We start from the raw sequence: 14,544 nt of genomic DNA on the forward strand, positions 1-14,544 counted from the left end.
ATTGCTGCTAGACACAGTGGCTGTATGAACGACTGGCTCGAGACTGTCTCTCACCCCGAGCCCCCCGCGTCGTCGACCGCTCTTTCCGTTCCCTCCCCCGTTCGCGTTCTCGTCACTGGTTCGGCCTCCGTCCGCGACACCGTCTCCGAGACGCTCGCGGAGAGTGATGTCGTTTCTGTCGTGACGGTTTCTCCGGAGGTGGATGGAGATAGCCACAGTAACGGCAACATCGGCAACAACAGGAACACCACCAACACCAACACTAACACCAACACCAACACGAACCCGGACACAGCCACTCCACAGCCACCGCCACACTGCATCCTCACCGATGACCTCGACTCACTCCACGCGGTCGATACCCACGACCTACTCGAGTCCGACTGTCCTGTTCTCTACGCGCCGCCCGACGGGGCCGAGCAGACGGCCGACGAGTCCGGGCGCATGGCGGTTTCGTTCGATGAGAGAGATGAGAGTGTGGGGAGCGAGAAGAGTACTGAGAGTAGCGTCCCCCTCACCACTGATACCGACGCAAATGCACCGAGTACATGTAGACCAGACTCAGCGTCACCGCCAGCGCCAGCAGCAACAGCGGAACCGGGACCGGAACCGGAACCCACCGAAATCGTTCCGTACGCGACACTCGAGTCCCGCCACCAACTCGAACACCGATTACAACGGACGATCCAGTTCGCCACACTGACCGAGACAGTCACCGCCCAGCGCAAGTGGTACCGCTCGTTGCTCGAGCGCTCCGCTGACCTGCTGTTCGTCCTCGATGAGACGGGAGAGATCACCTACGTCAGCCCGTCAGCCCAGGACGACTCGAGTGCGGCGGAGCCAACGGGTGCGACGGCGGACGACCTGCAGACGCTCTGTGGCACTCACTTTCTCGACCGGATTCATCCCGACGATACCGACGGCGTCCGTGCGGCGATCGCGTCCGTTAGATCGGCCGACGTTGGTTCGACGGAAGCGGTCGAGTACCAGTGTCGAACCAGCGAAGAGACCGAAACCTGGGGCGTCTACGAGGCAACACTGACGAACCGACTCGACGACGAACCGGTCGACGGTATCGTCGCCTCAGTCAGGGACGTCACGGAGTATCACCGCGTCGAACGGGAACTGGACGAATCGTTCCGCCGCGTGACGGATGCGTTCTTCGCGCTCGATGCGGACTGGCGGTTCTCCTACGTTAACGAACAGGCCGCAGCCACGCTCGACGCTGACAAGGAGGACCTGCTCGGTGAATCAATCCTCGATGTCTTCCCGGAGATGGCCGGTACGGACTTCCAGCAGGCAGCGATCGAAGCGATGGAAGAACAGACACTCCAGTCACTCGAGCGCTACTACGGGCCGTATGACCGCTGGATCGAGGCCCGAATCTATCCCTCCGCAACCGGTGTCTCGGTCTACTTCCGGGACATAACCGACCGCATCGAACGCGAACGCGAACTTGAGGTCCGGACTGAACGACTGCAGGCAATCGTCAACAACGCGCCGCTCATCCTCTTTACGCTCGACCCAGACGGCACGGTGACGCTGGCCGAAGGGCAGGGCCTCGAACGACTCGATACGGTTCCCGAGGAAGTCGTCGGCAGATCCGTCCTCGACCTCTTCGACGACGACCCCAAGGTCCGCTCCGATTTCCGTGCCGCACTCGAGGGCTACCCGATTCACGTCCAGAACGAAGTCGACGGGCGGATACTCGACGCCTGGTGTCGCCCAGTGACAGTCGACAGAGATAGAGACAGAGATAGAGATAGAGACGGAGACAGACACAGCGGAGAGTCCGTCTCCGGCCCAGCCACTGGCGAGCAATCCGACATCGAGCGCATCATCGGGACCGCCGTCGACGTCACCGAACGCGTCCAGTACCAGGAGACGCTCAACGGCCTGCACGACGCCACAAGCCACCTGCTCACCGTCGAATCGAAGCAGGCTGCCTGCGAGTATATCGTCGACGTCGCCGCTGACCTCCTCGATCTCGACGCCTGTGTCTACCGGTTCGACGACCAGCAGAACGAACTCGTCCCTGCTGCGTACTCGACCGCACTCGAGTCCCTGGTTGGGTCACCGCCGCGGCTCCAGCCGGGTGAGTGTCTGGCCTGGGAAACGTTCGTCGCCGGGTCGCCATCGGTTTTCGACGATGTATCTCAAGAAGAGAAAGTGTACGACCCGGAGACGGATGCCCGCAGTGCGCTCTTCGTTCCGCTCGGCGAGCACGGCGTCCTCGTTGCCGTTTCGCCGGAACGGAACACGTACGACGACGAAACGGCGGAGTTGGCCCAGTTGTTCGCCCGTACGGCAGAGGCAGCGCTTGACCGGATCGGACGAACCCGCAGACTGCACGAACGCGAGCGCGAACTCAAACAACAGAACGACCGACTCGAACGTCTGAACGCGGCCAACCGTGTTCGACAGGAGATAGAACAGCTGTTGTTGATGGCCGACTCACGCGCTGAAATCGAACAGGGAATCTGTGCCAAACTCACCGACCTCGACGCCTGCTCGATGGCCTGGATCGGTGCACCGGACCCGGGCGGGAACGAACTCCGCATGCGGGCTCAGGCCGGCCGTGATCACGGCTACCTCGATACTGTCGCCGTCACGACCGTCGAGGACTCGGCGGCCGAACCAGCGGGGAGAACGGCGCGGACGCGAACACCGACCGCCGTCGACAACGTTGCAGACGCCGTCCACGACGGCGATTGGCGCGCCGAAGCGCTCTCCCAGACGTTCCAGTCCGTGTACGCCGTTCCGCTCGTCTACGACGACTTCCTCTACGGCGTGCTCACGCTCTACGGCGACGACCGGAACGCCTTCGACGACCGGTTCCGTGAGGTGCTCGTCGAACTCGGTGAGACCATCGCCTACTCGATCGACGCCGTCAAACGCAGACGGGCAGCCACCGACGACGACCGAACCGAGGTCGAACTCGAGATCGAACGCGGCTCGATTCTTGGCGACCTTGCAACCCACCTCGGTGCAACGGTTGAACTCGAGGGTGCGACGGCTGGTGCAGACGAGACGGTTGTCTTCGTTTCCATAGACGGGTTTGAAGACGAAGATGAAGGTGAAAATGAAGATGAAGGTAAAGGTGAAAATGAGGGTAAAGGCGAGGGAGACAGCAACGATAACGACTCCGAGAAGGTGTCAGAACCGCTCCAGACGGCCAAACTGAACGAACTCACGGGGATCGTCGACAGCTCGGTCATCGCGAACTCCAATGGGCAAACGCTCCTCCAACTACGGATTGCCGGCTCCTTCCTCGGCTCTATCGTCGGTTCACAGGGTGGAACGCTCCGATCGGTCTCCGCCGCAGCAGGCGAACCGACTCGCGCCCGACTCGACGTCCCAGATGTTGTCGAAATCAGAGATATTCTCTCGGCACTCGATCGAAACGGTGTCGAAGCTACAATGGTCGCACGTCGTGACCAGCCAGCAGAAACGCCGCTGGCTCTCGATGCGGCCGGTCGGAGTGCGCTGTTGGGCCAGTTGACCGAGCGCCAGCGCGAGGTCGTCCAGACCGCCTACCACGGCGGATTCTTCGACTGGCCACGCGAGACGACCGGTGAGGAAATCGCGGACTCGCTCGACATTTCCTCTCCAGCGTTTCACAAGCACGTCCGCGCCTCGGAGGCGAAACTCTTCGATACACTGTTCGACGATGCGTTCTCAACGAGTGATGGTTAACTGTTTAACCGCCCTCGGCCGGCGTAGTTACACAGTTAACGATCAGGCTCTTTGCAACCAATCGTGAAGGTAGGGATGCCTTCCACGGAAAGCGGGGGTCGACAGCAATGACTGAGATCGAAATGACTTCACAATCACCAGTTGCGAAAGGGGAGTATACTGTACAGTACGATCGACTCGACGACGAGCCGTTAAGCGTCACGATCGCAACCGCTGTTGCCACCGTTTGCAACGCAGACGCGACCGAACTCGAACCGCTGCACTACGCCATCAACGCCGATGCGCTCGAACGGTTGTTCGAGCCACGAGCGAACGGCCTCAGAAACGAGGGCTCGGTGACGTTCGAATACAACGACTGTCTCGTCACTGTCACGGCGGACGGAACGATCCGGGTTGAATCTGATACCTAATTGGTTGAATCTGACACCTAATTCTTCCTCGGGCACGTACCCTGATGGCTGTTTTTGCCTGCCGAGTCGATTCGTTCCGTCGAGCTATCCAGCATCTCCACTCACAACACGGTAGCCGCTGGCGACTCATCACCGTGTGAGCCGAGACTGGTCACTCCCAGTCTCTCGCTGCCGCTATCAGTCTGGTGCTACCCGACTCACAGCATCGGCGTGGCGGTCTCAATCGCTTTGGACGTCCTCCGTTGAGCCGGTCGGCCCCGATTCTGGCGGCTGGTGTGGGGGGATCTTGACGGCTCCAGTGCCGTCGACCTGAATCCGGTGTCCGCGGTACGTAAACACGATCTGCGAGAGTCCTGCGGGAGGCGTGTACGTTGGTCCAGTTCCCGTTTCAGGGTCTGTTTCCGGACTGATACCACCGCCGTCCCCTGTGTCTGTCTCTGGCTCCGGTTCTGTCCCAATCCCTGTTCCTGCCTCAGTTCCCGTCTCAACGCCTGTTTCTGTTTCAGTTCCCGTCTCAATACCTGTCTCAGTATCGGTATCGGTATTAGTATCAGTATCAGGTTCACTTTCACTGTCGGTACCACCAACCCCTGGTTCACGCACTACACCGACCGTCCTGGTTCGTGACTGTGTCTGAACCAGCGCATCGAGTGCATGCGGATCTATGACTTCATACAGCGGCGGCTCGAGTTCTGCCGGTTCGAGCCCCTCGATCGCTGCGATCTGCTGGATAACGTTTTGACTCGGGTCGATCCCCGTCCCCATGCTCCCCTCTGCCACATCACGACACATAAATCCGATGATGGTTTGCTGACGCTCGGCTGCCGTGTGTCTGACGCATGGCAGACGGTTCCCAGGCACGTGAGTCATCACTCCCCCGCTCGCTCAACTCAGTTTCGAGTCCCAACAGCGTCTGGACGAACAGTCCTCTCTCATAGCCGCTCCGCTCTTCGAGTTGTAATCACCGTCCAAAATATGCCCGGGGAGGGCTCCGAACCCTCGATCTCCGCATGTCCCAGGTCCGAGGCTCGGCAGAGTCCTCGTGGGGACACGGAGGCTTCCAAGGCGAAACCGCACCGAATCTCTGAACCCTATGAGTGCGGCGCTATGTCCAGCTAAGCCACCCGGGCTCACTCTCCGGTAGTCGCCTGCCTTTCTTTAAGCTTCTCATTCCCGTTCGTCGTGCAATCTGGACCCACGGATTTATCACACGTTATTACGAACTGCGACGCATGAACGTTCCCGGCATCGTTCAATCTACTCTCGATGGCGAGGAGATCGCCGCACGAGTCTCGCTCGGGGGCGAGGACGAACTCTTCGTCACGTCTTCGAGAACACTCCTCTATCGCTCCGAGGGTCTCTTGAGCGACGAATCAGTCGACGACTATCCCCACGACGCCGACCGCCTCACTCTCTCGGAAGGCCGACGCAAAACCAAGTTCACACTCGAGTACCCACTCGAGGACGACAAACAGTTCACCGTGCCAGCGAAGGCGACGGACGACGTGTTACACCCGGTTATCGCGGGTGTGTTGAACGGTAACGGCATTACGAACGCCGGCGAGACGGTCGTCCAGACCTACCGCTTCAGCGAGTTGACTCTGATCATCACGAGTGACCGACTGGTCAAGCACATCGGCGGGGCAGTCTGGGACGAGGATTACGAGGAGTATGCCTTTGAGGACGTGACGAACCTCGCTTTCGAGGATGGGAGCGTTGCGACGCAGATCGTTCTCTCGGTCGATGGGCGACCACAGCGGATCAAAGCGCCGAACGATGAGGCGAACGATCTCCGGGAACGCCTCCAGCGTGCGCTGTTCGAGTACCACGACGTGAGTTCGCTTGCCGAACTCAATGACGTCGTTGGCGTCGAAGAAGACGACGAACCCGAGGAGTCCGGTTCGTCGATGGATTTCGGTGACGGTGTCGATCCACTCGATGCGAACCCACCGGAGTTGACGGATCGGGAGGATGGTGGGCGTGCTCGGGAGCAGACACAGGCACAGCCACAGGAACAGACGCAGTCCCAGCCACAGGACCAGCCGACCGTCGACTCCGAGGCACAGACGGGCCAGGCGGCTTCTTCGGACCCGCTCGCCCAGCAGGACCAGGAGACGCAAACGCAAACACAGACACAGACACAGTCCAACGCGTCGAGCGAACCCGCCAGTGTCGAAGAGTGGGGACAGCAGGGTCAACAGTCGTCGGCCGATGCTGGCTCAGCCGACTCGCCACAGTCCACACCGTCCGACAGCGATGTTGCTGCTGGTACTCCCGAGGAGGCCACACACGAGGCCGGCATCGTGGACACCGATCCGATCTTCGAAGAGCCAGCCGACTCGAGTACGAACGAGAGCGACGGCGACCTCGATACTGACCCCACCCCCGCACCAGAGGTGCTCGATCGACTCGATGCACTCGAGACGGCTGTCGATGAGCAGAACGAACTCATCGAGCGACAACAGGAGACGATCGAGCAGTTGATCACCGAGCTTCGGCAGGGTCGGTAGTCACGTTCTGGCTTCTGGGTTTTGGCTTCTGGGTTTTGGTTTCTGGTTTCGATTAACGCCGTCGATATCCCTTGATACCGTCGGTATCTGTTATTCTCATCACGCAGTCTTCGCTTCTGTTTGGCGCTGTCGATGATGATTGTCGATCAACTCCCTGGCACGTTGTGCCTCTGTCACTGGGAGCGCCCGCAACATGACATCCACGTCGTCATCGTCGGCCCCGAACGAAGCGCTCTCGCGGCTCGAGAACACCGTTCGAAAGCGCCCGTCCCGCGCTCCGCTTGGCGGCTCCTCGAGTCGAAGACAGACCGAACTCAGGCCGAGCGCTCTGGGCAGCACGCCGCGGTAGCACGTGCAGTCCTCGATAGTGTGGTACGGAACGAACCGGACAACCGTCTCGTGTCGCGTGTTGTAGATCGCAATCCCGGTCGGATAGATGTGGTACTCGAGTCCTCCGTATCGTCGGCGGAGAACGACAACACCGAACGCGGTGAGACCGATTGTTGCAACGAGGAACATACCGCCGAGAGCGAGCACGCCGGTGTAGGGCTGGCCGGCCACGTCCAGGATGAGGAGTCCGTAAAGGCCGAGTGTAAGAGAAACTGCGAGCACCGAGCCGGCAGCGATGACCGGGGTCCAGACGAGAGTGAGGGCGCGTACCGAAGGCTCGCCGGTCCAGTTGGGCGGTGCGGTCGGTGTAAACGATTCGGTTCGTGATCTGGCGGCTTCGGACGGTGGCTGAATGCGAAGTCCACGCCTCGCCAGCACGTCACCTGCGGTCTTGAACAGGATCAACACCGTCGCGAGCATCATCGGATTCCCGTCGAAGACAGTGTGGCCGCTCGCAAAGAGGAGCACGAGGAAGAACAGCCAGAGGTGTCCGATCGGTCGGACGAACTGAATCGCGGGTGTGACGCGTTCGTATTCGCACTTGCCGAGAAATTCAGTTCTAAATGCGAGCAACTGTGAGCCGAGCATCGCTCCGACCGTGAGCACCATGGTTCCGGCTGCGATCTCACCTGCACCGCTTCTCGAGAGCGTTATCTCGCCGAATACGGACCAGAGCGGCGACCCGCTCGTCACGACGAGGTACGCAAGTCCGTAGACGACGACCGAGAGGATGGCAAGCCAGGCCGTTCCGAGGCGAATTGTTGGGCCGTCGGGCCAGCAGCCGACATCGTCCGGCAGTCGTCCCGTCCGGTCGCCGCTTGCCAGCATGATTTTTGGCGCGTTCAGCAACAGGCGCACGCCGAACTCGAGCCAGTAGAGAAGGACGACGACCAGCGGATCCCACCCGAGGAGGACGATGCCGACCAGCGGGAGTGCGTTCCAGAGCCAGTGTGGTATCGAGTCTGCAGATGCAGATCGTGTCGATTCAAAACCTGGCCCGTTCATCGTCGTCTCTTTCAGTCTGTCTCCCGACCCGTAACCTTCCGAATACACGAGGAGCCGAAGGGACCGAGCTCGCCCGCCTCGAGTGTGATGAAGTGGCCGGTCGAGAGGCCACAGCCACAGCGTTGGCAGTCGAACTCACCCTCTCGCTGGACGACATCCTGCTCGAAGCGGACGTACTGGCGGCTCTTCGGGCGAACGATGCCGTCTTCGCGGTCGATGATCCCGCGGAGTTCCGCCTCGTCGAGGATCGTCCGCGTGACGGTCGGATCGCTCGTCACCGTCTCGATGCGGTCGACGACGTCGGCGAGTGAGAGCGAGTCGTGCTCGAGTCGTTCCAGCAGTGCGAGTCCGAGTTCGACGCGCTCGTCGTCGTGTGTATAGCGTGCGGGTGTGCTCTTTTCGCCGGTTGCATCCGTCTCGGTGTCCGGCCGCTCTCGTTCGCCAGCCTCCGACGGGGCTGCTGTCGTTTGGTGTTCGTCTTCGTCACGTCGATCCTGCCAGTCCGTCAGTCGCTCGCCGTCGGCAGGCTTCCGACCCGCTTCAGGAGTCGAATCAGTGTCTCCGCTGGCGTCGTCAGTTGGCTCACCGTCGGAATCGGCCCCGTCGCGCACCATCGATGAGTGCTCACAGAGCAGCGCGAATAAACGTTGTGACGTTTCGGCCGGCGGAGCCGTCCTGAGCGACTGGTGAGTGGTCGGTGTCGGTTCCGCTGACTCAGCGCACCACTAGAGCACAAAAGCTTCAACACCCGATCCAAAATCTCGACCGATGTCGGTTCCCTCGGTGTCTACCCGCGTGCTCGCTGGCGTACTGCTCGTCAGCGCAGCGGTCACCGCGGGGCTGCTCGTTTCCCCGACTGCGACTGTGTCGGCGATGGAGTCGGTGACGGCGGATCCAACACTCTTCGGGGCTGCAATCGTCGGGTTGTATCTCGTCCGGCCGTTGTTTGCCTGGCCGACGACGCCGCTGGCCGCGGTCGTCGGCTACGGCTTCGGCGTGACGGTGGGTATCCCGGTCGCTCTCGCCGGTGTGGCCGTTACGGTGACGCCGGTCTTTTTTGTTGCTCGCAGAACGCTCGGTTCAGCCTCTCCCAACCCAGCAGCGACGAACACGTGGTTCGACTCTGCTCTCGGGCGAACACACGCCGTCGTCGAGCGGTACTTCACCACCGCCGGCCCAACTCGTGGCGTTGCCGCGTCGCGACTGGCACCGATCCCCTCGGATCTCTCGACTTGTGCTGCGGCCGCAAGCGGCGTCAGCTACCGTCACTTCTTGATCGGTACCGTCCTTGGTGAACTGCCGTGGACGATCGCAGCTGTCGTCGTCGGTGCCTCCGCGGGAACCGTCACCGCTGGCGGGTTCGGCGAACTGGGGCTCGCGCTGACGCTCGCGTGTTGTCTGGCAGCACTGGTCCTGCTCGCTGGGCCTGCATATCGCTTGTTCTGGGACCAATCCGAGGACCGCTCTCCACTCGACGGCTGATTGGTTTGCTCACCGCTCGGTCGAATTACGGCCGAATTACGGACGAATCAGAGTCGAGTCAGAGTCGAATCAAAGTCGAATCGGAGCAGATCGCGAGCAATTGCAGGAACAGGCACTCGAGTTAGCCTCCACAGCAATCGTCCGTTCGCGAGGCAAGCCAGTGGTCTGCGTGACAGTTACACCCAGAACGTATCCGCACAGTCGAATACGACGCCGTGTTGCGGGCAGACGTACTTGCAGTGGCGCTTGTACATCGGTGTCTCACACTGCGGACAGGGGCGACCGTTCTGCCGAGGTTGTCGGTTCGCGTCGTTCGAATCAGTCATCGCAGGTTGTGAGTCGGCACAGTGGTTGGATCGAACGGCTGGCCGTGATTCGCTGCCAGCCGTCGGTTCTCGCTTGTCCCCGTCGCTGTACTCGAGAGGCAGACCATTCAGTTCGACCGACGAGTTCCAGTCGCATGAACGCAGCGGAGACCTGGTCCAGCGTTCCCCTCACCTACTTAACAGTTCGCATCAGTTGCAGCTACGTAACCGCGAACCAGCGTTGAAACCCCCAATTCGTGTACGTACTGGCGATGGACTGTGAGCGCGTTTGTCTGCTCCTCGACGATGAGTGGTGTCCTGCGTATCAGCTGGCGGCCGTGCAAGAACTCGCCGCTCACACCGCGGTTGAAATCCCACTTGTCGTTCTCAACGACGAAACGTTCCGACTTCGAGAGCAGTCCCCGGCATACCTTGCCCGTCGGCTCCGCAGTTGGGGAACGTGGGCTCCAGTCTGTGGGGCTACCACCGTCTCGCGAGCGATACGTGGCCCACCGGCGTACGACGAACGCCACCATTATACGACGGTCGACGCGCTCGACGACGCAGCCGTTGTCCGCTGTTCCCCGATCTGGCAGGACGACCGCTGGCAATCACTTCCCGACCCAGTTGTCGACACCATCGCAGCCGAAAGCGACGTCGCGATCCGATTCGGCTTCGGGCTTCTAACCGGTCGTATTCTGGGGGCACTCGAGTACGGCGTGCTCTCGTTTCATCTGGGAGACATCCGTGAGTATCGTGGCCGAATCGGGGCGCTCTGGGAGTATCTCGAAGATGAACCGGCGGCGGGCGTGACGCTACAACAGCTCACACAGCGGGTCGACGGTGGGCGGATCGTAGCTGTTGATGATGTTCCGATCGCGCGCCGAGATACGTACGGTGCCGTCAAGCGACGACAGCGGTCGATACTGGGGGCGTTGCTGGTCGAGGGTGTACAGAACCTGAACGACCCCGATTTTGAGCCGAAGGTTCCGGAGACGCTGGGTCCGTATCGGTCGTCGCCGACGGTTCGTGAGCTTGGTCGCTTTTTGCGAAAGAATGGGGCGAACGTGGTTCGACGGGTAGTTGCCAGCCATCCTGATTCTGGTTCTGATTCTGATTCTGATTCTGATTCACATTCGGATTCGGAACGCGAGACGCGACGCTACCAGGTAAACGAGTTTTCGTGATCAGGGTTCGAGCCGCGAGCGCGATACGCCGACCAAGCCGAGAGCAGAGGCTGATCGGTGGGATGCAACGAGAACGGAGAGAGTGAGAGCGAGAGAGAGAAAGAGTGAGGCTGAGGGTGAGTGAGAGTGAGCGAGCGTCGCTCGTAATCGAGACGTCAGACGGTCGGGTTACTGTTCCCCGTCAGCACTCGCTCCAGCCACAGGACTCGCAGGTCTTGCAGCCTTCGGAGAAGTACAGCGAGAGCGCGCCACAGGACGGACACTCCGGCGACTCGCCGGCGTCGATAAGGTCCTGTGTTGCGTCTTCGGTGTCACGGTCGGCGACACCGGCTCCGCCGTCGGTCTCTGGCTCGTTGAACTCGGCTTCGGTCTCGGCTTCAGCCGCGTCCTCGAGCGTCTGTTGGGTCGGGTACGGCTTGTCGATCTCGTTCTCTAAGTATCGGCGCATCGCGGTGCCGATGGCGTCCGGGATCGACTGAATCTGTTCGCCCTTGTCCCAGGCGATCTTCGGCGAGCGGGTACCACAGAGTTCGTCGACGATCTCCTCTGGGTCGACACCCGAGCGCAGCGAGGTCGAGATGACCTTCGCGAGTGCCTCGGTGAAGGAGTTCGTAAAGCCACCCGAGTGGCCGATGTTCGCGAACAGTTCGAACGGCTGGCCGGTTTCTGGATCTTCGTTGATCGTCACGTAGACCTTACCGTAGCCGGTGTCAATGCGCTGGCTGACGCCTTGAAGTGCGTCGGGTCGTTCGCGCTTTTCGGTGAAGTCGACGTGGACCGGTTCGATGTCGGAGTCGTTGGACTGGCCGGTCTCGCGAGCAAGTGCGTCGATGTCCTCGTCGAGGACCGCCTGTACGTCGTCGCTCTCGATGAAGGCCTCGAGTCCGCCGAAGATCTCGTCGATCTGGTCGACGAGCGCTTCCGCGGCTTCGGTTTCGTCGGCGAAGTCGGCGTTGTCCGCGCGCGTGGTGAGCACCTGCTTCGAACGGGTGCCGTCGCGGTAGTAGGTGACGCCCTTGCCACCGTTCTCGTAGACCCACTCGAAGACGTCCTTGGCGTCTGCGAGCGAGGAGTCGTTCGGCGCGTTGACGGTCTTCGAGATGGCGGAGTCGACTCCCTTCTGGCAGGCACACTGGACTGCAGCGTGCTGTTTTGCCGAGAGGTCCGAGGTGATGACGAACAGTTCGCCGATCGCGTCCGGCACCGTCGAGAGTCCTTCGACGCCCTCGAACTGATTGGTCGCCATCTGCTCCTGGGCCTCTTCCTTGACGGCGTCGACATCGATGTCGTTCGCCTCGAGGGTTCGGAGGAAGTAGTCGTCGAACTCGACTAACATCTCGTCGCCCTGAACGTCGTCGGTGACGTTCTTGTAGTAGGCGACGTTGTAGATCGGCTCACAGCCACCGGTGGTGTTGCCGACCATGCTCGTCGTTCCGGTCGGGGCGATGGTCGTGACGTTGTGGTTCCGAATTGGGAAGCCATCCTCCCAGTCGTCGGCGTCCTCGCCCGTCTGGTGTTCGAACCACTCACGGTACTCGGTTGGGTTCGCGTACTTGGATTCGTCCCAGTCGTTGAACGAGCCGCGCTCGGTCGCGAGTTCGTGGCTCGTCGCCTTCGCGCCGTGGTTGATGTGGGTCATCAGCTGGCGGGCGACCTCGTTGCCCTCCTCGCTGCCGTAGCGGATGCCAAGCTGGATGTAGAGCTGTGCGAGCCCCATGATGCCCAGGCCGATCTTGCGCATGTCGCGGACGGTCTGCTCGATATCCTCGACCGGGAAGTCGGACATCGTCACGACGTTCTCGAGGAATCGAGTGCCGTACTCGATGCGCTCGTCGAACTCCTCGTAGTCGATGGCCTCCGCAAGGAAGGCGTCGACAGCCTCGGCCTGCGAGTCGTACTCGTCTGCGTGCGCCTCGGACCAGACGCGCCAGTCGGGAGCGTCCGTATCTGCGAGCGTCGAGAGGTTGATGTGACCGAGGTTGCAGGCTTCGTTCTCCTCGAGTGGCTGTTCGCCACAGGGGTTCGTCGCAAGGATGCGGTGATCTTCGTGTTCCTCGGTGTCGAAGGAGTGTTCCTTGTTGACTCGCTCGAGATAGATCACGCCAGGCTCGCCGTTCTCGTGAGCGCCCTCGACGATTCGCTCCCAGATGAGTTCCGCGGGGATCGACAGCGGCTCGCCGACCTCGACGTGCTCACCGAGGTCGTAGCGGCTGTACATCTCCTTGGTCTCCTCGGTCGCGATGTGGGGTTCCTCGGTCCGTGGGTTGGTGAAGGTGTACTCCTCGTCGTTCTGCAGCGCTTCCATGAACCCGTCGGTGACGCCGACGGAGATGTTGAAGTTAGAGAGATGCCCCTCGACAGCGTTGCGGAGGTGCTTTGGAACGCGCCCGTCCTCGTCGATGAGATCACGGGCCTCCTCGAGTGCCTCCGAGAAGGTAGTGTAGGTGTAGTCGTCGGGGTCGTTGAGTCGCAGCGTGTGGGCCAGGGAGACGTCCTTGTTCTTCGCGTGGATGAACTCGATGACGTCGGGGTGGGAGACGCGCATGATGCCCATCTGGGCACCGCGGCGGGTGCCGCCCTGGGCAATCGTCTCACAGAGCTGGTCGTAGGTCCGCATGAAAGTGATCGGGCCGGAGGCAATGCCGCCGGTCGAGCCGACTGAGTCACCGTAGGGTCGCAGCTGCCAGAAGCCGTAACCGACGCCGCCGCCGGACTGGAAGACCTCTGCGGCCTTCTTGGCCGTCTCGTGGATGTCAGAGAGGTCGTCGTCCGGAGACATGACGAAACAGGCCGAGAGCTGCTGGAGTTCGTCGCCGGCGTTCATCAGGGTCGGCGAGTTCGGCATGAACGAGAGCGTTTCCATGCCCTCGGTGAACGTGTCTGCGACGTTCTCGACGTGTTCGCGGACCTCGTCTGGCAGCTCCGGAACGATGGTTTCGTAGGCGAACTTGTTGACGTTGTGTTCCGTCAGGGCCGTCTCCACGTCGTCGTCTGTGGTCGTTCCCTCGCCGAAGACTTCCGCGGCGAGTTCGTCTCGGCGCGGGTGGTCGGGCTTTAGCTGGTCCGGTGTGACGGTGATCTCGAGGTCGTGCTTGTCGGCCTCGTAGACGGCTTCGGCCAGCGCGATGTTCTTGCCAACGCGGTCGAAGAGGTCCTCTTGCTCTTCGATGAGGTCGCCGTTGGCGTCCTTGCGCAGATAGCGGGCTGGCAGGATGTTGTGATAGGCGTTGTCCGTCATCCGCTGCTCGAGTGTCTCCCCCTCGGTGCGCTTGATCGGGAGGGTGAGGTCGGCCGCGGAGATGTCGTGTTCGCTCACGCGCGCGTCACCTCGCAGGTGTTACGTCGCGCTGTGTCGATTCGTGGGTCTTGTGGAGTCCTGGCTCTCATCATTCGTGACGAAGGTCTGGTATTCATGCATTCCCTATAAAATGTGGTGTTGTTATCCTACCTGTGTTGGAGTAACACAAATTTAGTTGGAGTGATGCCTCTCTCCTGTCTGTCGTGAGAGGGCCGTGGAGAGCCCTCGTTGGTCGTGTTCACAACTACGTAGTCAAGTGCC

At 61.2% G+C, this 14,544-nt stretch carries 10 protein-coding genes and 1 tRNA gene; 5 read left to right on the forward strand and 6 right to left on the reverse strand.

Annotated features, from left to right (window positions below; all coding sequences use genetic code 11):
• Positions 1–24: 24 nt before the first annotated feature.
• Positions 25–3,696 (forward strand): GAF domain-containing protein, encoded by a 3,672-nt coding sequence (locus C483_RS00590; RefSeq protein ID WP_006651400.1) that lies wholly within the window; start codon positions 25–27, stop codon positions 3,694–3,696.
• 107 nt (positions 3,697–3,803) lie between these two features.
• Positions 3,804–4,106 (forward strand): HalOD1 output domain-containing protein, encoded by a 303-nt coding sequence (locus C483_RS00595; protein ID WP_006651401.1) that lies wholly within the window; start codon positions 3,804–3,806, stop codon positions 4,104–4,106.
• Between the two features lie 219 nt (positions 4,107–4,325).
• Here C483_RS00595 and C483_RS00600 read toward each other — a convergent pair whose 3' ends face one another.
• The gene (locus C483_RS00600; protein ID WP_006651402.1) at positions 4,326–4,871 is read right to left on the reverse strand and encodes a HalOD1 output domain-containing protein; all 546 of its coding nucleotides are present in this window, start codon (positions 4,869–4,871) and stop codon (positions 4,326–4,328) included.
• Positions 4,872–5,082: 211 nt separating this feature from the next.
• Positions 5,083–5,236 (reverse strand) — tRNA-Met (locus tag C483_RS00605).
• A gap of 102 nt (positions 5,237–5,338) precedes the next feature.
• Between C483_RS00605 and C483_RS00610 the strand changes: the two genes are divergently transcribed.
• Positions 5,339–6,616 (forward strand): DUF7115 domain-containing protein, encoded by a 1,278-nt coding sequence (locus C483_RS00610; protein ID WP_006651403.1) that lies wholly within the window; start codon positions 5,339–5,341, stop codon positions 6,614–6,616.
• Positions 6,617–6,715: 99 nt separating this feature from the next.
• Here C483_RS00610 and C483_RS00615 read toward each other — a convergent pair whose 3' ends face one another.
• Both C483_RS00615 and C483_RS00620 read right to left on the reverse strand, forming a co-directional pair.
• Entirely contained in the window at positions 6,716–8,011 is a 1,296-nt protein-coding gene (locus tag C483_RS00615) for a DUF6498-containing protein (protein WP_006651404.1), read from the reverse strand.
• A gap of 11 nt (positions 8,012–8,022) precedes the next feature.
• Positions 8,023–8,520, reverse strand: coding sequence for a DUF5830 family protein (locus C483_RS00620; RefSeq protein WP_241431455.1), 498 nt, complete (start codon positions 8,518–8,520; stop codon positions 8,023–8,025).
• Positions 8,521–8,779: 259 nt separating this feature from the next.
• On the opposite strand from C483_RS00620, the gene C483_RS00625 reads away from it, so the two are divergent.
• Positions 8,780–9,493: a TVP38/TMEM64 family protein gene (locus C483_RS00625; RefSeq protein ID WP_006651406.1), complete on the forward strand. Its 714-nt coding sequence runs from the start codon at positions 8,780–8,782 to the stop codon at positions 9,491–9,493.
• A gap of 176 nt (positions 9,494–9,669) precedes the next feature.
• Here C483_RS00625 and C483_RS21115 read toward each other — a convergent pair whose 3' ends face one another.
• Positions 9,670–9,819: an HVO_2523 family zinc finger protein gene (locus C483_RS21115; RefSeq protein ID WP_006651407.1), complete on the reverse strand. Its 150-nt coding sequence runs from the start codon at positions 9,817–9,819 to the stop codon at positions 9,670–9,672.
• A 251-nt stretch (positions 9,820–10,070) separates the two neighbouring features.
• Between C483_RS21115 and C483_RS00630 the strand changes: the two genes are divergently transcribed.
• Entirely contained in the window at positions 10,071–10,985 is a 915-nt protein-coding gene (locus C483_RS00630) for a formyltransferase family protein (protein WP_006651408.1), read from the forward strand.
• A 181-nt stretch (positions 10,986–11,166) separates the two neighbouring features.
• On the opposite strand, the gene C483_RS00635 is transcribed toward C483_RS00630, so the two are convergent.
• Positions 11,167–14,301: an adenosylcobalamin-dependent ribonucleoside-diphosphate reductase gene (locus C483_RS00635; RefSeq protein ID WP_006651409.1), complete on the reverse strand. Its 3,135-nt coding sequence runs from the start codon at positions 14,299–14,301 to the stop codon at positions 11,167–11,169.
• Positions 14,302–14,544 lie beyond the last annotated feature (243 nt).

This window comes from Natrialba hulunbeirensis JCM 10989, assembly GCF_000337575.1.
In the GTDB taxonomy this organism is placed as follows: domain Archaea; phylum Halobacteriota; class Halobacteria; order Halobacteriales; family Natrialbaceae; genus Natrialba; species Natrialba hulunbeirensis.